This window comes from Thalassoglobus sp. JC818, from assembly GCF_040717535.1.
GTDB lineage: Bacteria > Planctomycetota > Planctomycetia > Planctomycetales > Planctomycetaceae > Thalassoglobus.
The window spans coordinates 155,490-180,624 of record NZ_JBFEFI010000007.1 but is presented as its reverse complement, the minus strand read 5'-3'; the positions used below and the strand labels follow the sequence as shown (position 1 = coordinate 180,624).

Genomic DNA, 25,135 nt, shown 5'->3' with positions numbered 1-25,135 from the left:
TAATACAGAACTCCGTATTCCCCAACACAAAAACCATTGAAATTTCCGCAGGTAGCGATCAACGCAAGCAAACTCACTCCATAACCCTGCAAACGACTTTCGTCTCAGGGAAACCCCGAAGAAGAGTAATTGCCTCGATCGCTGGCCTATGTCACTTTGAATTCATCAATGATCTGACCACAAGCTATCAAAGTTGAAGCGTGGGATCTGCAATTCGCCAACACGATCAGCACCCGTTTCTCGTCATTTCCGAGAACCGTCTTGGCGTCGCTGCGATTAAGCGTCTGGGGCCTCATACTCGGCGTCGCAACATCCAACTCGTCACGCTTTTCGGAGAACCGGGGACAGGCAAATCGCGCTTGGCCCGAGAACTCATCCGCAGCTGGGATACGAAACGAGCCGACGGAAAAACAATCTTCGTGACAGCTTCGCAGTATGCGGCCGAATTGGCGGAAGCTTCAACAGATGACGCCATCCGACAGTTTCAGCGGCGCTATCGTCATGAAGTCAAACTTTTCGTGTGCGAAGACATTCAGTCGCTGGCAGGTCGTCCCGAATCGCAGCGTCAGTTGACCGCCGCAATCGATCAGGTGATTTCTGAAGGAGCGTGTGTGCTGTTCACGTCCACGCTGCGACCATCGCAAATTCCGCGATTCTCTCGCCGCCTCGCGGACCGCATGCGTGGAGGACTGTCCGTCACACTCAAGCTTCCTAAAGAATCGAGCCGCGTCAAACTGATTCAGCACTTCTTGAAGTCTGAGTCCATCACTCTCTCCAGCGAGCAGATTTCCCTGATCGCGAAGAAGTACGAAGTCTCCGCGAGAGAGATTTTGAGTTTACTCGAACACATCAAAGCCCTTCATCGACTCAAGAGGCCGACCGATGACTGGCTCGCTGAAATTGACAAACTCGCCGAACACTCCGAGGTCGAGCTAAAACAAATCTCTGCAATTGTCGCCAAGCAATTCGAAACAACGGTGGCAGACCTTAAGAGTCCCAAGCGATCGCAAAGTATCAAGACTGCACGACAGGTCGCGATGTTTCTGGCGCGAGAACATACCGAGTTAACCCTCAAAGAAATCGGGCAATATTTCGGACGCGGCAATCACAGCACCGTCATCCATGCTTGCCGAAAAGTCTCGGAACTCATCGGCACAGATCCCGTACTCGCGCACCAGGTCGAGACAGCCAATCGGGCAATTATCTGAGAGTTCTTTTTTCTCTACAGCAGATGAGTCGACTTCGCTGAGTTCTTCTCCCGAACTTATCAACTTGTGTTTCGGATGTGCTACGTCTCAACGTTTCAGAATCTGATCAAACTGTCACTCCCCCGAAACACTCCGGCAATTCTCGCCGACGCTTGTTGCCCCGAATCGATCCAAACGTCAAGAAATTGAATTCCAACGTCACCCCGATAACCGATACAATCGTTACAGATTGACATTCGGTCTCGCAGTGGAAATTGCACTCGCTTGTGCAATTTCTTGATCTGTCGCACCAGCATATGGCAGCGACGTTTTCGCGAGTTCGAGGATTTGGTTCGAAAACGCTCAACGGGTGCTGACACCTTTCCTGATTGATGTTTGTACTGCCTAGATCTCCACGGCCAGATGCACAAGGCGTCAGGGGAGGAATGTTTCGGCATGTTGTCGAATCGTTTCTACTCCTCGGTCTGACCGTCGTGATTTTCAGGTGCTTCGCCGTCGAGGGATATCTGATCTCAACCGGTTCAATGGCTCCCACGCTGCTCGGCTTCCATCGCCGCATCGTGTGTGAAAATTGCCATCACAGCTTCGTTCGCGGAGCTGCCTTTGACGGTGACGACCATGCTGGTGAACACAACTCAACAGGCACATCTTCCGCGAAGGCTGCTGCGGATCTTTCGGGGCTTCCGAACGAATCACATTTGATGGAATGCACTCACTGCGGAAGTCCGATTTCGAAATGGAATGACGTTCCACGGACTGAGGGAGATCAACTTCTCGTCGACAAGTTAGCCTTTGAGTTTCGTGATCCTCGCAGATGGGAAGTGATTGTCTTTCACAATCAGGATGTGCCAGATCAGCCTTTCGTGAAACGAGTCGTCGGCCTTCCCAATGAAACTCTTGAAATCCGTGACGGAGACATTTGGGTCAACGGCGAAATCATCCGCAAACCTATCGCAAACCAGTTAGCGATGAGAGTTCCCGTCCACGAATACTCTCGCGAAACCATGACTTCAGACCCGGATCTTCTTCCAAGGTGGGTTTCGGCAGATGGATCACGGAATTGGACCTTTCACACACACACAATCAACTATTCGCAATCGCCGAATTCGAACCAATTTGAAGACATTGAGTGGATCAAATATCAGCACAGTGAGACACAACCCGTCTCGACAGTTCACGAAGTTCCGCTCTCTGATTGGCCTCGCGGTTTGTCTCAACACCATGATGGTTCATTGAAATTTGAACGAGGCATTTTGAGCTGTGATGGAATTTTCTCAGCTTTCGAACGTGATCGCTGGAAGACTCGAACTGACGATCAAGCGTTCCATTCAGCACTCGATGCACTCTTCGAAAAGTCACATCTCTCGCCCATCATCGATCGGTGCGAATACAACCGGCAGACGCGCCAGCAGTATTATTTCCCTCACGATTTCATGATCTCAGCGACACTCAAAGACCTGCGAGGGTCCGGAGAACTGCTGTTTGAGCTGACCGATGGAGTGGATGAGTTTCAGCTTTGCATTTCCCCCGACACACATCTCATCACGCTTTCTGATCTAAGGAACGGAACCGATTACTGGGCTGCCTCGATCGATCCGGAAGAGTTTGCGAGCCCGATGCAGATCGATTTCTCGCTGTTCGATCAACAGGTCATCGTTGCCGTGAATAAACAGCCCTTCGGCAACCCGGTTCTTTTCGAGGCCTCGGAGAATCGCCCGCCGGTCACCAGTCCTGTTCGAATTGGTGCGAGAGGGATCGATGTCGAAATTGCTTCGCTCAATCTGTACCGAGATGTCTATTACACGCCTCGAAAGGATCAAAGCGATCCAAAGTTTGAGATTCCCTCGCGGCATTTTCTGGTGCTGGGAGACAACAGCCCCGTTTCACTCGACAGCCGTGCCTGGACTCATCCGACCATTCCAAGGGAGGCGTTGATCGGCAAACCATTGTTTGTTCACCTGCCGACCCAGCAGAAAGAAGTTTCCTGGAACGGAAAGAAATCTCACATTCGAATTCCCGACTTCTCTCGGGTCCGCCCAGTTCGCTAGGAATTAACATGATCGCCCAGCTGTCGCTGCGATCGATTCTGTGTGAACCGGCGAAAATCATTCGAGAGGCCAAATTTGAACAAATTTCGCCCAGATCACTCGCCGTAAGACGAACTCAAGAAGAAATTGAGCTGAGACAAATCTTCCGGATTCTTTGAACTAAATCGCCACGGGTGCACGTCAGCGGCAACTGTGATACTTTCCAAACACAACAGCCGTTTGAGGCGTAAAATGGCTACAGTTGCGGTTGCCGCGAAGTGGCAGTCAGCGAGCGAATAAACCCGATTCCAATACGGCGCGACTTCAATGGTCAAGTTCCTGCGAGAATATTTTCACCGTGGTCAAGGCAAGCAAACCGAGACCACAGCTGCCGAGAAACCGAAGCGGAAAGAAAGCACTCGGGATACAGTCGAGTCCATCCTCTTCGCATTCATCCTGGCCTTCATGTTCCGTACGTTTGAGGCGGAAGCATTCGTCATTCCGACCGGTTCGATGGCGCCGACCCTTTACGGTCGCCACAAAGAAACGACCTGCACGCAGTGTGACTATCACATCACCGTCGGAGCGAGTGATGAAGTCGTTCGTGAATCGGGATTGCTCGAGCAAAACTCTCGTCTCTCGTCGGCTATCTGCCCGAACTGTGGCTACAACAACGAACAAATTCGCAACGAACTCGCTTTCAACGGGGACAGAATTCTCGTCAACAAATATCCGTACGAATTCGGAGACCCGGATCGCTGGGATGTTTTCGTCTTCAAAAATCCTCAAGAGCCTGAAACAAATTACATCAAGCGGCTGGCTGGGCTTCCGAATGAGTTGATTCGAATTCGTGGCGGCAACGTTTATCGCATTAATGAAGATGGGCCGGAAATTCTGCGGAAGTCTCCTGACAAACAGCGCGCGCTTCAAATTCCGGTCTATGACGACAATTTCGCCCCGGTCGCAATTCTCGAAGCTGGCTGGCCGGAGCGGTGGGCTTCCGTGCGAGAAGGAGAAGTCGGCCAAATTGCAAACTTTGTCGAGTCAGACGAAGGATGGCAGGCGAACCGAGAGAATCGTGAATACACAATTGCTTCCGACAATGATTCGCTGGAGTGGCTCCGGTACCGTCACTTCATGCCGCATCCGGAAGATTGGGTTGCTTACAACAACTCAAGAGAACTCGACCCGCGTGCCCGCCTGATTTCCGACTTCTGCGGATACAATGCCTACACAGGAGAAGGGCGACGTTTTGACTCTCAATCGGCGAACGAAGTCGATCTCGGGAGATACTGGGTCCGCGATCTGACCATTAACTTCGATCTCGAATTGAATTCTGTCACACCTGAGAGTCAGGTCATTTTCGAAATCTGTGAAGGGACATCCTGGTATCGCTGCGAAATCAACCCCGAAACAGGAGAAGCAGTTCTCTCGGAAATCAACTCGATGCTCAACGAACGTCGTGAAGAACTCGCGACAGGTCAAACATCGATTTCCGGTCCGGGCTCGTATGCGATCACCTTCTGCAACGTGGACGACCGACTTTGCCTGTGGGTGAACAACTCACTCGTTGATTTTGGAGATGGTGCTAATCTCGCAGTCGCTGGTGCGACGGAAATTCCCTTCCCGACAGACCGTGATCTCGCACCGATTGGAATCGCAGCTTCTGGCGTGGACGCAACAGTTTCAAACCTGCTTCTCGAACGAGATATTTACTATCGCGCTGACTTCGGGATCAACGATGACCGCTACTATCGGAATTCTGGATTCGAACGCCAGCTCGCGAGTTTGAGTGACAATCCGGAAGCCTGGAGCGATTTGTATCTCGAAAAAGCGGACGAATACGATCAGCTTGAGATTCAGATCGGTCCGGATGCTTATCTGGCCCTCGGAGATAACAGCCCGCGAAGTCTCGACAGCCGCCTTTGGGGTCCGGGACAGCAGACAGTTCCCCGCAAATTCCTGGTCGGAAAAGCATTCTACATTTACTGGCCGCACGGAGTTCCGTTCTTGAATGACGGAAAAGGTATCACCGTGAGGTCACACTACCGATTGAGCAAAGCTGGCAAAGAGAAAGTCAAAGACTATCCGCGCTATGCCGTCCCGTTCTATCCACAGTTCTGGCGAATGAATCGCATCCGCTGATCGAAAGGTCGAGCTTCCGTGGATGCACAAATGAGTTGGTGCGAATCGTGATGTTGTATTCGAACACCTTCAAATTCGCTTTGAACTCACTCGAACGAACAATCTCAGAGTTCTATTGATTGATGTCGCACTAGCGAGTCCATCGGCGAGAGTAGCTTGCTCTAATGATTCAGCAAGAACTCGCTGCTGTTGAGAAGGACCCAGAAGATATCAGCGAGAGCGACATCTACTTCAGTAAGATCATTGGCAGAGTCGTCCGAACGAGTCGCATAGTCGATCATGGTGCTGAGTTCGTCATCGCTGGGCTTTCGACTCAGCGTCGACAAGTACAACGCTTCAATTTTTTCTGGAAGCGTTAAGAATGGAGCGTCCACGACTGCTGCTAATGTGCGACTGTCGGCCAAATCTGTTGCGTCCCCGACGAAGTCTCCATTCATGAGCGAGAGTGCCTGCAAAATTGTGGTCGTTCGGTCGGGAGCGGATTCGTTCTGGGCTCCAAATGTTGCAATGAACTCCTGACGAGCAGCGTCGTTGTTGAAATTGAGCGGCTGCTCAGGATCGAACGGCTGACGATATCCCGTCGCAACAGCGAGGCTGTCGAAGATTTGTTCGGCTGTCATTCCTCGAACTGGCATTCGGGCGAGAAGTGATCGACGCTCGCCAGTTGATTCACCCGCCACGCTCGATCGTTGATAAGTTCGACTCCGAGTGATGGCGCGAATGAGAAGTTTGAAATCGTAATCGCCCTCGCGAAAAGCGGTCGCCAACTCCTCAAGCAGTTCTGGATGCGAAGCTGGATTGTGAGCGCTAAAGTCATCCATCGGTTCGACTAACCCGAGGCCGAAGTGGTACGACCAGATTCGATTGGCGGCTGCCTTGGCAAAGAATGGGTTCTCAGAGGAGACGATCCAGTCCGCGAGAGCTTTTCGAGTTCGTTCCTCAGGTACGCTGACCGGGGAAGACTGGTCGAGAAAAGTTGCGACGACAGTTCGGTCCGTTTCCGGAATGAGGATTGTCCCCTGCTCTCGATCGACCATCGTCACAGCATCGACTTCCTGACCAATTGGAGCGACCTGAGGGAGATCGCTGAAGAATGCAGCGTGTTGCCAGAATTGGTCCTGCTTCCAGTCGTCGAACGGGTGATCATGACACTGCGCACAATCAATTCGAACTCCCAGAAAGAGCCGGGCCGATGCAGCTGCCACGCGTTCCGGTTTTGATTCTTTGGCGATATAAAACGCGGCGGGAGTCGCTGCGTCAGGCTGATTGAATGCCGAGACGGTTTCGGTGTCGACGGGCAGAGTGAGAATCTCGTCCACAATCTCCGCGAAGTTTCGATTCTCAGCGATTCGTGATCGAAGCCACGATTCGAATCCGGGGAGCGCTATACGAATTGTGGGATCAGCGTCCGCTTCAGGGATCATCGCGGCTCGCCACAAATTCGTGTGATGAATGATGTAGGAAGGACGTTCGAGCATTGCGTCGACAAGCTTGCTTCGCTTGTCGGGATCGGAATCAGCAAGGAAGTCACGCACCTCGGAAGCATGAGGAATCTTTCCGGTGACATCCAAAGAGACGCGTCGCAGAAACTCAGCATCATCCGCGAGCGGAGCTGGGGTGATGCCTTCGACTTGCAATCGCTCTTCAACTCGAAGATCGATCAACTCCGCCAGCTGATCGGGGTCCGGAGTCTCAGCGAACGCAATTATCGGCCCGGAGAGAAACACCACCACACAGGCGAATGTCACTGCCTTAAGTGCGATATCGAAGCTGAATCCGTCAACTGAGCGATGAAACCGAGAACTGTCACTCATGTTTACGTTCCTCATTCAGAATGTCCGCAACTTCGAGAAGACTCCGCTGACGCTCGTCGAGCAATGTCGTCCCGCTTTGATCGAGCAATTGGTCAACCGACCACCACTCGACATGACTCTTTTGATCCAGCTCGTTCCGTCCGCGTTTTCCGTAGAGCTCGACAAGGAAGAATTCAAAGACATTAAAACGCTCTTCCTTCTCACCGGAACACGTTTCTCTTTCAAAAACGGGTGTCTCCAGATGCAAGCGCGGCACACTGGAGACGATGTAATCCTTGCTTCGTCGCAATCCGAGTTCCCATGCAATCTCTCGGTCGATGGATTCTCGAAGCGATTCTTTTTGAAGCCGCTCTGCTTCAATGAGTCGTGAGGTCGACTCTTTCTCATCGGACAATACGAGCCACCTAGGGCGATCATCGAACCAGCGTCGAATCAGAGCCAGGGCAATTTGGTTCCAGGCTGTCGGTCGTGATTTCGTCATCTTCCACCAACTGAATGAGTCATGATTCGCTTTCATTCTACCGGACAACGTTCACGACGTCGATTTTCGTTCGTCCGAGCAGATGAATGATCATGAAGAACTCACCCGCAGCTGATGTCCCCTGTCCCGAGAGACTCGATGTTTTCATCGCGAGATGACCGGGTCCAACAAAGTAGTCTGAGTCGAGTGCATCGAGACCGATCCACTTTCCGTTCACCCAGGCTTCGGTCCATAAATGACCAACGAAGGCCTGTAAGCGACTCGAATAGACAAATCCCACGACCACGCGCGACGGAATTCCACGCGCTCTTAGCAAAGCAGCGAGCAACACGCTGTGCTCGGTACAATCACCCGAACGAGATTGGGCTGTTTCCAATGCTGATCCGAGTGATGTCGAGAAGTTCTTTTCTGTCACGTAGTCATCGACGAATTTCGTCAATCGAAGCGCCACATCGAGCGGATCGACGGCGCTTCCGGCACCTTGTTCAGCGAGCTGTTGAATCATTGGGTGATCCGATTCCACAACCGGCGATGCTTCCAAACATTCAGGTTCTGGCGGATTGGATGTAATTGCTTCCCCTGTTGTGGAGAGCTCAACGATCGCAGCATCTTCACTGGGGCTGAGACGGGCATGTTGCTCAGAAAAGAGTTCGCCGGCATTCGCTCCTGAGACTTCAATACGATAAGTCACCGACTGAGCGGAATGCAGATTGTCTTCGACGGAGACCGGAATCATCGAGTCCTTCGCAAAATCGAAGGCGACCTTTCCGACCGGGGACAGAGCTTCCTGCTCGTCGGATTTCTTCATAACGATCTTCATAATGGGGGTTTCCGACTTGAGAAACTCCCAGTTCGCATTGCAGGTGATGATTGTGTCGACGGCGGGCGACTCGTCGATCAGGGTTTGAAAGCGGATTTGATGGAGGTCGTGTGCGGTTTTTTTCGAGAGCAATTCCGCAGTCATCGTCACTGCTTGCCCCACTGCTGGTTCAAACACCTTAAAGCGATGAACAATTCCCGGGGTGATTCTCCCTTCGCGAACAAAACGCTCGGGCCAAACAGAAGATTTGATCCCGTCGAATTCGGCGTATTCTTTTGTCGTCGTTTCGTCCGCCACACGGGACGTCACCTTGAGAGTGCCAGCTTGCACATCTCCAGTCGCCACAGATTCGCTGTTTGGTGGATTTTTCAGAGTGGAAACGAACGAAATCAGATCTCCTTCGACCGTTTCGACGACATGGGTCGATTGCTGAATCGATAGCTGTTGACCGAAGCGCAGGAACGTCATGACCGTTAGAAGGTCGGAGACAATTACCGTTTCGCCAGCCTGCTGTCCTCGGGTTGTCAGCGAGTGCGCGTAGCCAATCCGTACTCCATGACTCCAGACCGTCTGCCAGCTCTCATCAATCACCTCGGCTGGCCGTAAATCTTCCGCGTGCAGGGAATGAATCGACGAACCGAGACACACCCCCAGCAGGAGGATGGTCCTGATGAAGTGACTTCCTGGCCAGATACTTTTGGTTTGCATGAAACCATCCACTTTCAAGGCTCCTGCTTTGTTACGAGCAGTCTGCTGGAGATGCTGGAGGAGATTGCGGAATACCGTTCGAAATCCGCGAGATTTTCGGACGGGCGAAGTGATTTCGCGTTCGATTTGACAAAGAAGTCGAATTGAAGCGATGAGCATTGTCAGCCCCGGAACTCGCACTCGCAACCCCTATCCCGGAATGTTAGACTTCTGGCCTGCAACCGAGAACATTTACACAGCGCAACCCGCTTCAACAATGGCGACTTCCGGAAAGTTCCGATGAAAGGAATCAGGGATCAATGACGAAAGAAGTTCTTTCGTTGGCAATCATCGGATATTCGGAAGACAACGATCGGCAGCTGATCGAACTGATCAAGACTGCCCCTCGGTTGATACTGAAAGCTATTCACGCAGACTCTTTCGAGACAGCACGTGAGGCAGCCAAACAGCACGGCGTGACTTACTGCGGAAGCATCTGCCGCCTCATTGATTCCCCCAATATCGATGGCCTGATCGTCAGTTCGGATCGATGGATCAGCTTGCCGACCTGGAATCCGATCAGCAGCAGTGAGAAGCCTGTTCTGCTGAGATCAACGGCATTGGGTGACCCGTCTCGCGTCGAACAACTTTTCAACTCGACGAAAAGCCTCTCTTCGCTGATTCTTCCCGAACTCTTTCACCGCTGGACACCCTCCACGCTTCGACTTCGAGAACTGCTGGCAACGCGGCTGGGCCCCCTGCGTTCTCTCAAAGTCGTCTGCCATCAGGACGAAGATCGTGCTTTGCAGATCGCCAAGCTCGACTGGTGTTTGGTGATGACTCAGGATGCTCCTCTGACAATCGTCCCGAACGAGGACCAGAATTCGGTTTCAATTCGAGTGGGTGGATCACGAGATGTGACAGCTGAAGTCGAATTTCAGAAAGAGAGCGACGACACACACGCAAACGTTGAATGTTCGGTCACGTGCAAAGGAGGAATTGCGAGCCTCTTCGGGGCTGACACTCTCGCCTGGGAGTGCGGAGGCCCTCAATACGAAGAATCACTCGAACACGAGCGCAGTTCGCTGAAAGTTTGCCTCGACCTATTTGGACGCCGCATCGCTGGCGGAATCGTCCCCATCCCTGATTTGCGGGATGCTGTTCGCGCTCATCGACTCGCCGATCACATCACGACTTGCCTGGACACTCAGAAAACGATTGAGTGTTCAGGTCCGCTGTTCGAGATTCAGAACGCGACTTGATCGTTCTGAGTGATCAGGAAATTCGTCGAATCCGCTTATTGACCATCGACAACAGTGAACTCAACACTCGATTGATCCGGTCGTCGAAGCTCCAGTCGAACCACTCCCGACACCGTCGCAGAAGTATCAATTCTCAAGGTGATCGGTGTCACCCCTTCTTCCGCTTGCCAAGTGAATTCTGTTTCAGCGGGCATCAACTGCGTCCCTGCCCAGACAGTCACACCCTCGCTGGCGTTCAGTTCACCAGTGATCGGTCCACTCATTGAGATCTCAACTTCTCCCTGAACGTAAATGACGTTTTCGTTCGCTGACTTCGTCAGTTCGTCGAGTGGAAGATCGCCATTTATCCGACTGTAAACGCTGGTCCAGGAGTCGGCGTTGAGAACGAGATCCTCGAACGCCGATAGTGTCGGAACTTCGTTGATCAATTGGTCAGGGACATTTTTCAACAGCTTCCAGAGCTGAATGCGAGGCGAGGAACGAACGGCGAAGTCGCCCGGCTTGCCGAGCTCGGAGAGAAATTTGACAAGGTCGATCAACTCAGCGTGAGTCATAAACTTCACCAGCCCTTTGGGCATGAGCGACTTTCCCTCGATCTCTTCTTCAATTTCGTCAACAGGAATCGCATCGACCTGGCCGGTTGCTTGCTTCAGGAACAATGTGGTCGAGGTCCGATTGTCGACTAGTCCCTGATGAATCTTGCCGGAAACGGTGACGACAACTTTGGTGGTGTATGCCTCTTTAATCGACTGATCTGGATCAAGCACAGACATCAGAAGGTATTCGACCGGAGAACTCGATCCCACAGCGCTCAGATCCGGACCAATCTGCCCGCCCGCCTGATTCACCGCATGGCATTTCATGCAGCTGAGATCATCGCGACGAAAAACCGCTTCGCCCCGGTGCGGATCACCATTTTGTTCAATGACCCGAACGAGTTCTGACAGTTCTTCTGGAGTCGGGAGAGCCGGTTCGTCGGCGATGCCACTGATCTTAGAAAGGACGTCGCTAAGCTGCGGGTCCGTTCGTCCCACCGAATACAAATGTCGCAGAGCCAATTTGGCGACATCCTGGCTGGGAGGAGATTGCTGGAGAATCGATGCGAGAACTTCGGCTCCTCCATCGCGCTCAAGGAATCCATCGAGAATCTCTCCCAAATCGAGAGAACCATCCGTCTTTTGAAGTGCTTCCCCAGCCAGACGTCCAGCATCCGGAAGAGAGATCCCAGCGAGTGCTCGAATGGCCATGCTTCGAATTTCGAAAGAGTATTTTTCACCTGCAAGGTCGATCAGAAAGTCCTGCGACTTGTCTGGAGAGATCTGAGCCATCGCTTGGATACGTAATCTCTTCTGCTCAAGTGATAACTGTGAAGAGTCGATTTGCTCCGCGAAGATTGGAAAGGCAGCCTCCACTCGCCAATGCCCGCAAAGCTCAACTCCTAATCGTGAGATGAGTGAGTTGGCAGATGAAACCAAGTCGATCGTTTCGGAGAGGTCTCCGTTAGGGCGAAGGCTACGAGTCGTGGCAGCTTCCAGCAAACCCGAAAGTGCCTGCGTACGCAATTCGAGCGGCCATCCATCCTCTTGAAGTGCGGATTCAAAAATGAAGCGAAGATCGTGAGCGTTTCCTCGTTCACAAATCAGTTTGACGATTGTGGACTGCCTCGATTCCGGGACTCGACCGCTCTTGAGAAGCGACATCAACGGTCCCGCAGCACTCGGCGGATCGGCCGCAATTCCAAGTGAACCGCACAGGATCGCTCCAATTGCAACAAGTAAAACTCGCTGACGAATTGACAGAATCATTGCAAAAATACTCCCGTCAGCGGGCAACAGATCACTTCGCCAACAACAAGCCACAGCGAATACAGACTCCTCGTGAGTGTATTGAAGCAGACATCACGTGTCATATGGACAAATGCACTTATTGAGCCGATTGCGAGGGTCGATTTCGGTCCGAACTTTCCAACCGATCACTCTCGTCCGATTAGGGAATGGGTGAGCATTTGGAAAAGAGTTCTTCGATTCAGAGTTTCGAGCACTGATCCGAATGAACACGCGATCGGCAAAAATGTGCACTTCAGTCAAAGTTCAGACGATTCAACAAGAGTGCCGATTTCTTCGCACACTCAAAGACGACCAGAACACCAACCGTCAATTCCCGATGCAGAGGACGCGACGAATGCAGTCAGCGCCATCACAACAGACTTTTCGAAGTAAGAACTTGCTCGCGATCAGCGTCGCCTGCCTGGCAGTAGCAGCGGCACACATTCAGTCTGATCCAGTGGCCATTGGTGGGAGTCCGAATGAAGGCAAACGGACAAGCGGTCCACCCGTGTTGAACCTTCCTCCGAGTCCTTCGTTGCCCGAACGAATCGAAGAGGAGAGCGACTCTGCGTCTTCGGACACAGCTCAGCAGGTCGTCCGAAAAGAAGACCCAAGCGTGTTGAGAGGCATTTGGGCTCTCAAGGTGACTTCTGCAATTCTGAAGAAGGGTATCGAGTCGTTCGAGACTGTTCCCGACTACACTGCCTCGTTCTACAAACAAGAGCGGATGAACGGCGTGCTGGGTGATGGTCAAACCATCGAACTCAAAATGAAGCACGAGCCATTCAGTGTCTACATGAAGTGGGAAAGTGGAGACTCTCGCGGCCAGCAGTTGATCTATGTCGATGGTCAGAACGAGGACAAGCTTCTCGTTCAACCGGGAGGAATTAAAGGCCGTCTGACTGGTGTGATGAAACTCGATCCGACCGGAACGATGGCGATGTCACAATCGCGTCACCCGGTCACAAAGGCGGGCCTCATCGGCCTGGCCCATTCGATCCTCGAATACCAGGAGAAAGATGTTGAACGAGCGAGTGGATTTGTCTGTGAGCTTCGAGACGATCAGCAATTCGAAGAACGTCCCTGCTACCTTTACATCTGTGAATATGATTCTCCGGAAGTGAACCCGCTCTACCGCAAGTCAGTCATCTACGTCGACAAAGAACTCTCGATGCCGGTTTGCGTCAAGAACTTCACTTGGGGGAAAGACGTGAACCCGGAGACAATCGACGAAGAAACGCTTCTCGAATTCTACGCTTACACCGATTTGCAGATTCAACAGAAGCTGGGAGTTGCGGATTTCGACGCGACCAACCGCTCATACCGCATGCGAGTTCGATAACCACTTCGAGACTCAGGCATCGATTCACAACAAAAAAACAGCCCGCACATTTTCAGTGCGGGCTGTTTTTTATTCATTTCTTCGTCACGTCAATTCCAACCTGGACTGCCCAACACAGGTCAAGAATTTGGTGACATTAGTGTGCCCAAGCTGCTGGCTTAGTATTTTGGTCCCTCTGGAATTGGAGGTACGCAAGCCAACGAGCACTGGTTGTTGTCGCATTCGTCGGCTGTATCGACGAACGCTGAACCTGCTGTAAATGCAGCAACTCCGCCCCGTCCGCCTTTCTGCTTAACGAACCCAGAGAAGAGATAGCTTTGGTTCAGAGATCCAATCGCGTCCGAAACATCATTGAGTTCCTGGACGACCGCGTGTTGGACTTCGCTCATTCCAACAATCAAGCCAATGACGAGGATCGTCGCCACAAGCACAAGTTCCGCTGAGACGACGAATCCCGCCTCATCACGAAGTAACGCATTCCACATTGTCGTGTTCCCGATAGAAGTGAGTAAAGGACAGTTTGCGAGAATGAATATTCTCGTCGGGCCACTTACGGGGCTGATCCACCCATAAGCCAGCACAAGGACGCATCGCTTGTACAACTCAAGCGACCGATCACAGAATTGCTCACCGCCGGAACGAGAGATGAACACTCACACTGCGGAGACGAATTCCGATGTCGTTCCGAGACTCAAATGCAGAAGCAATGCCGAACCCATGCCAATTGAGAGTGGGAACATCACCACCTCCTCGATGGAGCAGAACCCTGAACGTAATCGCTGACCCACTCTGCATTTATGCCGACACAGGAGTCACCCACCCTGGTGGATCACTCAGACTGATGAATGAGTTCTCGAACTTCCGACGTCAAGCAACTGAAACATGCGCTTGTGACTTTGATAAGGGTTTCGAAACACTCTCGACTGTCAGCTATTCAATAATGTCGATGCTGACGAAGTGCGCGCGGTCAATGGAGCGAATTGACGGAAGCGGCTAAATTCCGGTAAGAGAAAGCCGTCGAGAGCAATTTAGATTTGGTTTGATTCTCTCGCACGAGCGAACAGAGCCTTTTACTTGCTGAAACATCACAAGTGAGTGCACTGGAATGAGCAACTTTCTCTAAAACACATGAACATATCGGCCGTTTTGTGCCTCTCTTCGACATTGAGCCTGGGTTTCCAGGAATGACACAACAAGACAACTCAGGAGTTACGGAATGAGTGAACGATGGATCGCAGATCGCATGCACAAGATCGACGCATCCGGAATTCGGAAGGTGTTCGACCTCGCCGCCAACATGCAGAATCCGGTGAATCTCAGCATCGGCCAACCCCACTTCGATACTCCGCAACCGATCAAAGATGCTCTCAAACGTGCTGTCGACGAGGGGCGGAATGCTTACAGCCAGACGCAAGGAATTCAGCCGCTCTTGAAGTTGGTTCAAGGACGGGTTGACGCAGAATACAAGCACGAAGACCGTCAGGCATTCATCACCAGCGGGACCAGCGGAGCCCTCATGCTCGCGCTGTCGACCCTCGTCAATCCAGGTGATGAAGTGATCGCGTTCGATCCCTGGTTCGTGATGTACAAGCATCTCACCACGCTGGCGGGAGGCACGATTCGTCAGATCAGCACTTACCCCGACTTCCGGATTCCAATTGAGCAGGTCAAATCAGCAATCAACGATCGCACGAAAGTGATCTTGTTCAACAGCCCGTCCAATCCGACCGGGCACGTCAGCGATCGCGAGGAAGTTCGCCAACTGGCTGAACTCGCTCAAGAACATGACATCGCTTTGATCAGCGACGAAATCTACCGGGAATTCTGCTACGACACACCGTTTGTCAGCCCCGCAGAGTTCAACAAACAGACAATCGTTATTGATGGATTCAGCAAGTCCCACTCGATGACCGGTTGGCGAGTCGGATGGTGCCACGGCCCCCGGCATGTCATCCAGCAAATGATGAAGCTGCAGCAGTTCACGTTTGTTTGCGCTCCGCATCCTATGCAATGGGCTGCGGTCGATGCCTGGAACCTCGACATTTCATCAGCAGTCGCCGAATACAAAGGCAAACGCGATTTCATGCGAGACGCATTGTCGTCGGACTTCGAGATTCACGGCGGAGAAGGAGCGTTCTACTTGTTCGCCAAATCTCCCTGGGGAACCGGCACTGAGTTCGTGAAACGAGCCATCGAGAACAACCTGCTGATCATCCCCGGAAACGTATTCAGCAGTCAGGACACGCACTTCCGCATTTCTTACGCAGCGACTGACGACGTTCTGAAACGCGGCGTTGAGATCCTCAAGCGAACAGCTCTCGAAGGCCCTGCAAGCTAGAGCAAGTTGCTCTTTCCTGTGCACACAAAATCAGAAAATGCTCTCAATTGACCGATCAAGAAACGGTCGGACGTTACTAGCACTCTCCAGCAACTTGCTGAAGACGTTCGACGAAGTCCGTGATCAACTAAAGAATAAAAACGGTGATTGGAAAGAGAAAACCAATCACCGTTTTGCTTTATTTAGTGACACTCTGAAGAATCTCAGAGTCTGTCTGCCCGCGACAAAGTTGAACTTTGAGCGTGTAGTCTAGTCCTCGTCATCTTCGTCGAATTCGAATTCGTCTCCAAATTCGTCATCCGCGAATTCATCGCCTTCCTCATCAGCGAAGGCTGCGTCCAGTTGATCTTCTTCGACGGCGGCCGGGACGGCTCCAGTCTCTGCAACCGGCTGCTCTGCACCGGCTTTCTGACGTTTTGTCCCGCTGTAATAAATGAGAATGTACGCGGGGAACAGCAGCATCACTCCAGCGACGACCAACAACAGAATCATCGCGACCATCAACACCGTGGGGAGTTTGTCGAAACTCCCGAGAACGGCCTTCAAAGCAAAGAAGAGCAGGATTCCGGCTGGAATCGCTGCAATCAACGAGGTCGCTGCAAGATTTTTCTTGTTCACCGTTGAAGCACCTTTAATCTGCTTGAAGTGGACCGCCGAACGGCATGGGACCGACTACGAAATCACGCGCGACGTTACTGACTAACGTGTGCAGAGAGGACATGAACACCTCAAAACGTTGTAACTCTCGACTGGAGCGCATGCAACGTCCTCTCCACACTTCCAGGACGGTCTCTATCGAAAATCGAAACGAGACGCTTGTCGACCTGATGAAAAGTGGAAGACAGCAGCGAGTTTGTCCACCGGGATGGCTGTTCCCCTGTATAATTCGTGCAACCTGAAGAATGAATCGATGACTCACGTTGATTGTACCGATCACTCCAGCAGAACATTGACTCGACTGTCAATCTGATAGAATTCGGACAATCGCCAAGACCAGTACCGGAGAGCTCGATGCAGTTTGAACACGATCCACTCCAATTCCGAACACGTCGTCACTTTCTGGGGCAGGCGTCCAACGGTCTCGGTGGGATCGCACTGGCCAGCCTACTCGGGTCATCTTCTTCACTTGCGGCTGACGCCTCAGATCCGCTGAGCCCCAAAACTCCGCCGTTTGCTGCGAAAGCGAAAAGCGTCATTTATCTGCACATGGCAGGTTCCCCTCCACAGCATGACTTGTTCGACTACAAGCCGAAGCTTGTCGAAATGACTGGCAAGGAGTGTCCTGCAGAAGTCACCAAGGGCGAACGCTTCGCTTTCATCAAAGGGACACCAAAGCTTCTGGGGACACCACACAAATTCTCCCAACATGGCGAAAGTGGAGCCTGGCTTTCCGACGTGCTTCCCAATCTCGCGAAGAGTGCGGACGATCTGTGCTTCGTGAAGTCGATGCATACTGACCAGTTCAACCACGCGCCTGCCCAGCTACTTCTCTATACGGGTTCCCCTCGACAAGGGCGTCCCTCAATGGGCTCCTGGGTCACTTACGGACTCGGAGCAGAGAACGAAAATCTTCCCGGTTTCGTCGTCCTGATTTCTGGAGGAACATCTCCTTCAGCGGGAAAAAATGCCTGGGGAAGCGGATTTCTTCCGTCGGTTTACCAAGGCGTTCAGTGTCGTTCCAAAGGCGACCCCGTGCTGTACGTCAGCAATCCCGACGGAATGGATCGAAACGTGCGGTCGCTGACGATCGATTCGATCGGAGAACTCAATCGGCTTCAGGCCGAGCAATTTGGCAGCCCGGAAACGCTCACCAGAATCGCTCAGTATGAGCTCGCTTTTCGCATGCAGGTTTCTGTACCGGAGGTGATGGACATTGCTGCCGAGCCGAAGCACATTCAGGAAGCTTATGGAGCACAACCGGGAGAAGCGAGTTTTGCCAACAATTGTCTGCTGGCCCGGCGTCTCGTGGAGCAGGGAGTTCGCTTCGTCCAACTCTTTGACTGGGGATGGGATTTCCATGGGAATTCAGTCCAGAACGACATCAAGCTGTCGCTTCCCGACCGGTGCAAACCGATGGATCAAGCCGTCGCAGCCTTGATTCAGGACCTCAAGGAAAGAGGGCTGCTAGACGAAACTCTGATTGTCTGGAGTGGGGAATTCGGCAGAACACCGCTCAACGAAGAGCGCAACGGGTCGAAGTTTTTGGGAAGGGACCATCACCCGCATTGCTATACGATTTTTCTCGCAGGTGCAGGAATCAAACCCGGAACAACATATGGGGCCACGGACGAACTCGGATACTTCGTCGCCGAGAATCCTGTCCATGTGCATGACCTGCAAGCAACGATCCTGCACCAGCTGGGGTTTGATCACACCAAGCTGACGTACCGTTTTCAGGGGCGTGACTATCGCCTAACCGACGTTCACGGCCACGTTGTCGATGAGTTATTGATGTAACGCTGCAGGCAACAGGAATTGCAGAAAATCCAGCAATTGTGGCCATTCCGTCCTTCGCTGGCTCCGTTCCTCAAGTATTTCTTAAGCACCCATCAAGGATTCTTCGAAACGGTCTTCTCCAGTTTGTATGACCAAGCAGACTCGCAAGCATTCCACACCCTGATTCATCCCTCGTTCATTTCATCATCCAAAGATTTTAACTCTGTCAGGAATCACCATGGCTGAAGTTCTGGCCGTCATCCTCGCTGCTGGTAAAAGCAAGCGAATGAAATCGGAAACTCCCAAAGTTCTTCATGAGGTTTGCGAACGCCCCATGATCGAACACGTTCTCGACGCCTCTCGCGAAGCAGGCTGTCAGAAAATCGTGGTTGTCGTTGGTCACAAAGCTGACGAAGTGAAAGCTGCTCTTTCGCACCATGACGATGTTTCCTTCGCGCTTCAGGCAGAGCAACTCGGTACAGGTCACGCGGTCATGTGCTGTCGCGACAGCTTGGCTTCGCACACCGGACCGGTTCTTGTTCTCACAGGAGACACTCCGTTGCTGCAGGGAGATTCGCTCAAAGGGCTGATCTCTGAACTCCAGAACAACTCGGCCGCTTGTGTTGTGGGAACAGCCACGACTGAAAACAACTTCGGCCTTGGACGAATTGTTCGCTCGAACGACGGAGTCTTCTTGCGAATCGTCGAAGAAAAAGACGCCACCGACGAAGAGCGGGCGATCACCGAAATCAACACCGGCTGCTTCGCCTTCGATGGAGAATTACTCCTGCAGGCACTGGATGACATCACTTCCGACAACGCACAGGGAGAGTACTACCTCACCGACTGTGCAGAGATCCTGCGAACCAAAGGCAAGACGGTTCTCGCAGCCTGTCGCATGGATATTGTCGAAGCGATGGGAGTCAACACGCAGGAACAGCTCGCGGAAGTTGAGCGAGTCATGAAAACCCGATCGGCGACTTAGTTTTTCCATGTCAGACAGCCTCGATACCAACCCGTTCACAACTCTCATTGGCGACCTCGATCGGCTTTTCGATCAGTGCTGGACGGAACTGGAAGCCGGTGCTGTTGAGCCCGACCATCCATGGAAGCTGGCAACCCTCGGAACTGTCGATGACGACGGTCCCAAGGTTCGCACACTCGTCGTCCGAGGAATTGACCGAAGTGACGACCAACTCACCTTCCACACGGATGGCCGATCTCAAAAGATCGCTCAGATTGCCGATAATCCGGCAACTTCGATCCTGATGTGGCATCCTCATCTCAGGGTGCAGCTGACGCTGGCTGGTGAGAGTCAGGTTCTACGTTCCGGAGAGACCTGGGAGCGGGAATGGAATCAATCCGCACTGACAAGTCGCAGGGCTTATCTCGGAGAAGCTGCTCCCGGGACGATTGCTAATGCCCCGGATGTTAACTTCCCAGGCCAGTTCTCCGACCGTCCGCCGACGGATGCAGAGTCTCTCGCTGGGCAAGAGAATTTCGCGGTGGTTCAAACGTCGATCACACAAATGGACCTGTTGATTCTCCAGCAATCGGGAAATCTTCGCGCTCAATGGACCAAGCAGAACAACCAATGGTTCGGAAACTGGGTTGCTCCGTAATCGCCACTGATGTTTGAACCTCGGGAACAAGAGCCGACTCGAGTGGGCAAACTCGAGTACTTGCTGCGCCGATTCAGCGGGGTTGGGGGCTTCTTCGCCAGCCTGAATTCGCGAGCGAATGGACATCTCTTGGAAAATTCGGCAACATTTCCTCCTCCACAGTGGTCCAATTTTCGTAGATGTGGCATACCACCATCATTCCTCACTGACCGTTGGAAGCCGAATGACGACCGAGACGAACGTTGTTTCCGTTAAGAATTTGAACGTCTACTACGGAAAACTCCACGCAGTTCGAGGTATCTCTTTCGAAATCCCCAAGGGGGAAGTCTTCGGATTCATTGGTCCGAACGGGGCTGGTAAGTCCTCGACAATTCGCGTTCTGGCTACCCTTCAGAAAAAGTTCAGCGGGCAAGTTTGCGTGAACGGAATTGAAGTTCGCGAAAACCCCGATCGAATCCGAGAGATGATTGGCTTCATGCCGGACTTTTTCGGGGTCTACGAAGACCTGACCGCCCGAGAATATCTCCACTTCTTTGCCGCAGCCTATCGACTTCCGAAAGACCGCCGTCACAGCACCGTTTCCGACGTCCTTGAACTGACCGACCTGAGTCACAAGATTGACTCTCCAGTCGACTCCCTGTCTCGCGGGATGAAGCAGCGGCTGGCACTCGCTCGTGTTCTGCTTCACGATCCGGACCTGCTTTTGCTCGACGAACCTGCCTCCGGACTCGATCCAAGAGCACGAATTGAGGTTCGCGAACTTCTCAAAGCAATGCAGGAAATGGGCAAAACCATCCTCATTTCGAGCCACATTCTTCACGAACTTGCGCAGCTGTGTACCCGGATTGGAATCATTGAAGCTGGTCAACTGGTCGCAGAGGGATCTCTCAACGAGATTTTTCAGCAGTTGTCACTCAAGCGCGTGGTCCATGTTCAGATCGTCAAACTGAGTGACGAAGTCCTCAAAGAGATGGAACAGATTCCGGGGATTGATTCGATAGAACGCCACACTGATCGCGTTGCGATTCGCCTCCGAGAAGATGAACTCGCCGTTGAAGATCTGCACAGCGAGTTGGTCCGCCTCGGCTGCAAGATTCGGATGTTCCAACCGGAAGCGATGGACATGGAAACAGCGTTCATGAAGTTGACCGAAGGAGTGACCGCCTGATGGCCAGAAATCAGACAATCGGGCTTCCACTACTCGCGAAAGAAATGATCGAGCAGTCCGCGAGAAAGAGAACGTATGTTGTGCGTTCGGTCTACGCGATTCTGCTTTTCGGATTCGCCACGCTCATTTTTTCTGGTCAGATCTACAATCGCGTCACTTCTCCGATGGAGCTTCTCGGAAAAGGCCGGGAAATGTTCTTCATCCTGACCGCACTCCAAATCGTTGGAATTGCGTTGTTCACTCCTGCCCTGACCTGCGGAGCGATTACGACCGAGAAAGAACGCAACACCATCGGGCTTCTGTTTCTCACGCGACTTGGACCATGGACGATTCTTCTCGAGAAGTATTTCGGGCGTCTGCTTCTGATGGGGACGTACCTGCTCGTTTCACTCCCCCTGTTTGGCTTTTGTTACGCGCTGGGAGGAGTCGAGCAAGCCCAGGTCTGGTACGGTTTCTACGCACTTGTTGTGCTGGTGATCCAACTGGCCTCGCTGGCGATTCTGTGTTCGACATATTTTCGAACGACCGTCAACGCTTTCATTGCCACGTACCTTTTGGGTCTCGCACTCGCTTTCGGTCCCATGTTCGTCATCGACGGGCTGGGAATTCAATTTGTGAACGATTTCTTTCGCGAAGCCTGGTCGCTGATCGACACATCGTTCTTGTTCATGGGGCGAATGGGGCAACTCGCGCTCATCGGAACGGCATCATTTCTGGGAACCAACCTCGACGGAGTTCTTGACTGGCAACCTGACTACCACATGTCCGTTTATGAACGATCGATCAGAAATGGGTTTACGTTTTTCTGCCCGATCCCCATTCTGGAATCAACGGATGCGGTGCCAGTCTCTCTACCGGGCTGGAAGATTCTTTCCATGGGAGTTCCGTCGCTGGCGATTTCTGCCCTCTTTCTGCTGATGGCCAGATACTGTCTCGTTTGGCGGGCGTTTGCTTCTCCCCGACGGTATCTCGTTCTGTTCTTTCAATCGCTTGATCGACTCTTTCAGAAAGCAAATCAGAACCGAATTACGCAAGGAATCGTGCTGGTCCGGGAAAGTAGTTCACTCCCTGTGTATCAACCGGTCGCATGGAGAGAAACGACGAAGACATCACTCGGATCGTTTCGTTATCTGTTGAGAATCTTCATCGCTTTGGAGTTTCCGGTCGTGGCAATCTGTGCGATTGCCATCGCGACCTCTGTCGGATCGTTCTACACGAACAGGCATCCTGCGATTGCGATGATGGTCTTCTTATGCTGGATCATCGCCATCCTGCTGACGGTCGTTCGGTCGGCTTCGCTCGTCGCAGGGGAACGATCGCACGAAACGCTGGACGTGCTCCTGACAACTCCCATCACGAGTCAGCAGTTGATCAGCCAGAAATTCCAGGGGGTGTACCGTCTCATGTTTGTGGTCGCCACTCCGCTTTTGACAGCGATGGCGATGCAAGCCTGGTACGGTTTGGTGACTGAATCCGGGACTGACTGGTCAAACTTTTTTGATCGACCGGAACGCTCCCCAGCTGCCTACTTCGTTGCCAGCGTATTGATGGTGGTGATCAGTCTTCCGATGTTCGCTTGGCTGAGCCTGTTGATGGGGCTGTGGATGAAGTCGTCGACGAGGGCCATTTTTTCATCGCTCGCGATTATTGTCGCGTGGATGGTGATTCCGCTCGTGGTTCTGGTCACACTTTTCGAGATGTTCCGTGTGGACCAACGTGACGGAATTGTGACAACACTCTTGCTATCGCCGGTAGTCGTTCCATTCCTTCATGAGATCTCGGAACTGGACGATCTCTTTGACTCACACTGGCCCATCGTGCTGGCGAACATCCTGATGTACGGATGCTGGCTCTCGCTGTTCCGACACCTTTGCTTCAAGAACGGAGCCAAACTGCTCGGACGTTCAGAAGACAACTGGTCGTAAGCCTTCAGCTCTTTGCGAATGTTTTGATCACTCGAGCTTACACATCTGGATAGAGTCGTTCGCCCGCAGCCCGGAATTCATTGATCATCCGACGCATCGTGCGCCAGCGGTCGTCTGGATTCCTCTCGAGCCCCTGCATGATCGTGTTTGCGATTTGTTCGTCGAGGTCGGGGCGAAGTTTCAGAATATCTTTCGGCGGCTGGTTCACGTGCTGAAGAACCGCTTCCAACGAATCTGCAGCTGGCCAGGGTAGCTCGCCGGTGAACATTTCGAAACAGGTCACCGAATAAGAATAGATATCGATTCGCTCGTCTGTCGGCTGACGAGTGATGAGTTCGGGCGCCATGTAGTTGGCAGTTCCGGTTCGATTTCCCGGTTTTCGAAACTCGGGCGTATTCGGGACCATCAACCCGAAGTCGATCACTTTGACCAACTCGTCATTAGTGACCATGATGTTTCGCGGGCAGAGATCGCGATGAATCCATTCGTTCGAATGGAGGTAACTCATCGCTTCGCCGAGCTGAATCGCGTACCAGATACAGTTCTCGCGCATCCGCTCGTTCTGCACCTCCACCAAGTAGCTGAGACTGACCCCTTCGATGAATTCCATGACGAGGTATTCTTCGTCGTCGGTCGTGATCCCGTGAAGAAGCGTTTTCACGATGTTGGGATGATTGAGAAGAATCGCGATCTGCCCTTCGGTCGGTCGGGCCATCCCTTGAAATCGCTGATTGAGTCGAGCGAGCTTTGCCTTGTCCAACACTTTGACAGCGACCAGACTTTGACTCGCTGGATCGGTCGCCTTCCAGACTTTCGACATACTTCCCTGACCAACCCGATTGTGGAGCTGGTAGGCTTTCTGAACGTTGACCTTGTGAACTTTCTCCTTCTTGTTGAAGAGCCGCTTGAGAAAACTCATAGCATTCCGATCATCATAGGAAATGGTTTGATCTGATTCTTCGGACGACAAATCTCAGCGATCGATGACCCCGCCTCAGAAGTCACAGGGAAGTTCCTCGCTCGCTCATCTCAAGTACAATAGTCCACAACTCGAACGATCTCGCTGCGCAGTTCTGATCTCGGAACAATCGTGTCGACAAATCCATGCTTCAGCAGAAACTCACTCGTCTGAAAGCCTTCAGGAAGCTCCGAACTGACTGTGGCTTTCACCACACGTGGTCCAGCAAAGCCGATCAACGCTTCCGGTTCTGCGATCACAACATCGCCGAGCGAAGCGAAACTGGCCGCCACGCCCCCCATGGTCGGATCGGTCAAGACGGAGATGTAGAGTCCTCCAGCATCATGAAACCGCCCGAGCGCAGCTGACACTTTTCCCATTTGCATGAGAGAGAGAATCCCCTCGTGCATTCGCGCGCCTCCGCCTGATCCACTGACAATGATCAGGGGAAGCTTCTGACGAGTCGCTTCTTCAGTGGCGCGAGTCAGTTTTTCACCGACAACCGATCCCATGCTGCCCATGATGAACGCGGAATCTGTCAGGCCGAAAACGACAGGTCGACCACGCATGTAGCCTTTGCCGACGACGCATGCTTCGTCGAGTCCGGTCTTCTTTTGCTCAGCGACGAGGCGAGATTTGTAAGGTTTCTGATCGTGGAAATTGAGTGGATCGACCGAACGAAGCTCGGTGTACCATTCTTCGAAGCTGTCATCGTCGAAGAGCTGCTGAATCCGAACTCGCGCCGGAACGTAGAAGTGGTGCGAGCACTCCGGGCACATGCGCAGATTCTTTTCGACTTGCTTGCGAAAGATCGTCGCAGAACATTTTGGGCAGCGAAGCCACAGTCCCTCGGGAACACCACGTTTTCGGCGAGGGGTGGCGGATTCATCATTCATAGACGGCGTCGCTGGGCGTGCGATTTCGGGGCCAGTACTCATATGCAGAACATCTCACTGTCGTCATCAAGCAAGTGATCGAAGAGAACACTGGATTGAGAGCGAAGGGAATGCGGATCGATTTATTCGGTCGAATGACAAGACGTGCATATCTTGTGGAAATCGCTCTTGCTTGTCGAG

The 25,135-nt window shown here is 52.5% G+C and carries 20 protein-coding genes; 12 read left to right on the top strand and 8 right to left on the bottom strand.

Annotation, left to right across the window (positions count from 1 at the left end; genetic code table 11):
* Positions 1–200 precede the first annotated feature (200 nt).
* The 3 genes from AB1L42_RS18660 to lepB (AB1L42_RS18650) all read left to right on the top strand — a co-directional run bounded on the left by AB1L42_RS18660 (position 201) and on the right by lepB (AB1L42_RS18650) (position 5,380).
* Positions 201–1,208 carry a DnaA/Hda family protein gene (locus AB1L42_RS18660; RefSeq protein WP_367059558.1) on the top strand — a complete coding sequence of 336 codons (1,008 nt, stop codon included), beginning with the start codon at positions 201–203 and terminating at the stop codon, positions 1,206–1,208.
* 425 nt (positions 1,209–1,633) lie between these two features.
* Positions 1,634–3,256 (top strand): signal peptidase I, encoded by a 1,623-nt coding sequence (gene lepB, locus AB1L42_RS18655; protein WP_367059555.1) that lies wholly within the window; start codon positions 1,634–1,636, stop codon positions 3,254–3,256.
* A 306-nt stretch (positions 3,257–3,562) separates the two neighbouring features.
* The gene (gene lepB, locus AB1L42_RS18650) at positions 3,563–5,380 is read left to right on the top strand and encodes a signal peptidase I (protein WP_367059552.1); all 1,818 of its coding nucleotides are present in this window, start codon (positions 3,563–3,565) and stop codon (positions 5,378–5,380) included.
* A 161-nt stretch (positions 5,381–5,541) separates the two neighbouring features.
* Here the strand turns inward: lepB (AB1L42_RS18650) and AB1L42_RS18645 are convergent, their stop codons facing one another.
* Genes AB1L42_RS18645 through AB1L42_RS18635 form a run of 3 tightly spaced genes read right to left on the bottom strand, consistent with a single transcriptional unit; the run spans position 5,542 to position 9,203 of the window.
* A complete protein-coding gene (locus AB1L42_RS18645) occupies positions 5,542–7,194 on the bottom strand; it encodes a DUF1553 domain-containing protein (RefSeq protein WP_367059549.1) in 1,653 nt (550 codons plus the stop codon).
* Complete coding sequence (locus AB1L42_RS18640; protein WP_367059546.1) at positions 7,187–7,675, bottom strand: hypothetical protein; 489 nt, start codon at positions 7,673–7,675, stop codon at positions 7,187–7,189. Before AB1L42_RS18640 ends, AB1L42_RS18645 begins: the two co-directional genes overlap by 8 nt.
* A gap of 37 nt (positions 7,676–7,712) precedes the next feature.
* Positions 7,713–9,203 (bottom strand): transglutaminase-like domain-containing protein, encoded by a 1,491-nt coding sequence (locus AB1L42_RS18635; RefSeq protein WP_367059543.1) that lies wholly within the window; start codon positions 9,201–9,203, stop codon positions 7,713–7,715.
* Positions 9,204–9,354: 151 nt separating this feature from the next.
* Here AB1L42_RS18635 and AB1L42_RS18630 point away from each other — a divergent pair, with 151 nt between their 5' ends.
* Complete coding sequence (locus AB1L42_RS18630; protein ID WP_367059540.1) at positions 9,355–9,486, top strand: hypothetical protein; 132 nt, start codon at positions 9,355–9,357, stop codon at positions 9,484–9,486.
* A gap of 16 nt (positions 9,487–9,502) precedes the next feature.
* Positions 9,503–10,444 (top strand): hypothetical protein, encoded by a 942-nt coding sequence (locus tag AB1L42_RS18625; protein WP_367059537.1) that lies wholly within the window; start codon positions 9,503–9,505, stop codon positions 10,442–10,444.
* 35 nt (positions 10,445–10,479) lie between these two features.
* Here AB1L42_RS18625 and AB1L42_RS18620 read toward each other — a convergent pair whose 3' ends face one another.
* The gene (locus AB1L42_RS18620; RefSeq protein ID WP_367059534.1) at positions 10,480–12,249 is read right to left on the bottom strand and encodes a hypothetical protein; all 1,770 of its coding nucleotides are present in this window, start codon (positions 12,247–12,249) and stop codon (positions 10,480–10,482) included.
* 376 nt (positions 12,250–12,625) lie between these two features.
* Here AB1L42_RS18620 and AB1L42_RS18615 point away from each other — a divergent pair, with 376 nt between their 5' ends.
* A complete protein-coding gene (locus AB1L42_RS18615) occupies positions 12,626–13,612 on the top strand; it encodes a DUF1571 domain-containing protein (RefSeq protein WP_367059531.1) in 987 nt (328 codons plus the stop codon).
* Between the two features lie 158 nt (positions 13,613–13,770).
* On the opposite strand, the gene AB1L42_RS18610 is transcribed toward AB1L42_RS18615, so the two are convergent.
* Positions 13,771–14,097, bottom strand: a complete 327-nt coding sequence (locus tag AB1L42_RS18610; RefSeq protein ID WP_367059528.1) for a hypothetical protein — start codon at positions 14,095–14,097, stop codon at positions 13,771–13,773.
* A gap of 731 nt (positions 14,098–14,828) precedes the next feature.
* Between AB1L42_RS18610 and AB1L42_RS18605 the strand changes: the two genes are divergently transcribed.
* Complete coding sequence (locus AB1L42_RS18605) at positions 14,829–15,950, top strand: pyridoxal phosphate-dependent aminotransferase (RefSeq protein ID WP_367059525.1); 1,122 nt, start codon at positions 14,829–14,831, stop codon at positions 15,948–15,950.
* 249 nt (positions 15,951–16,199) lie between these two features.
* On the opposite strand, the gene AB1L42_RS18600 is transcribed toward AB1L42_RS18605, so the two are convergent.
* Positions 16,200–16,568: a hypothetical protein gene (locus AB1L42_RS18600; RefSeq protein WP_367059522.1), complete on the bottom strand. Its 369-nt coding sequence runs from the start codon at positions 16,566–16,568 to the stop codon at positions 16,200–16,202.
* A 393-nt stretch (positions 16,569–16,961) separates the two neighbouring features.
* Between AB1L42_RS18600 and AB1L42_RS18595 the strand changes: the two genes are divergently transcribed.
* From AB1L42_RS18595 to AB1L42_RS18575, 5 genes are all read left to right on the top strand, one after another.
* Positions 16,962–18,407: a DUF1501 domain-containing protein gene (locus AB1L42_RS18595; RefSeq protein WP_367059519.1), complete on the top strand. Its 1,446-nt coding sequence runs from the start codon at positions 16,962–16,964 to the stop codon at positions 18,405–18,407.
* A 217-nt stretch (positions 18,408–18,624) separates the two neighbouring features.
* Complete coding sequence (locus tag AB1L42_RS18590; protein WP_367059516.1) at positions 18,625–19,371, top strand: NTP transferase domain-containing protein; 747 nt, start codon at positions 18,625–18,627, stop codon at positions 19,369–19,371.
* Positions 19,372–19,378: 7 nt separating this feature from the next.
* Entirely contained in the window at positions 19,379–20,008 is a 630-nt protein-coding gene (locus tag AB1L42_RS18585; protein ID WP_367059513.1) for a pyridoxamine 5'-phosphate oxidase family protein, read from the top strand.
* Positions 20,009–20,231: 223 nt separating this feature from the next.
* Positions 20,232–21,176, top strand: coding sequence for an ABC transporter ATP-binding protein (locus tag AB1L42_RS18580; RefSeq protein WP_367059510.1), 945 nt, complete (start codon positions 20,232–20,234; stop codon positions 21,174–21,176).
* Positions 21,176–23,101: an ABC transporter permease subunit gene (locus tag AB1L42_RS18575; RefSeq protein WP_367059507.1), complete on the top strand. Its 1,926-nt coding sequence runs from the start codon at positions 21,176–21,178 to the stop codon at positions 23,099–23,101. The genes AB1L42_RS18580 and AB1L42_RS18575 overlap by 1 nt, the downstream gene beginning before the upstream one ends.
* Positions 23,102–23,138: 37 nt before the next feature.
* On the opposite strand, the gene AB1L42_RS18570 is transcribed toward AB1L42_RS18575, so the two are convergent.
* Together AB1L42_RS18570 and accD are read right to left on the bottom strand one after the other, a co-directional pair.
* A complete protein-coding gene (locus AB1L42_RS18570; protein ID WP_367059504.1) occupies positions 23,139–24,020 on the bottom strand; it encodes a serine/threonine-protein kinase in 882 nt (293 codons plus the stop codon).
* A gap of 110 nt (positions 24,021–24,130) precedes the next feature.
* The gene (gene accD, locus AB1L42_RS18565; RefSeq protein WP_367060059.1) at positions 24,131–24,955 is read right to left on the bottom strand and encodes an acetyl-CoA carboxylase, carboxyltransferase subunit beta; all 825 of its coding nucleotides are present in this window, start codon (positions 24,953–24,955) and stop codon (positions 24,131–24,133) included.
* Between the last annotated feature and the right edge of the window lie 180 nt (positions 24,956–25,135).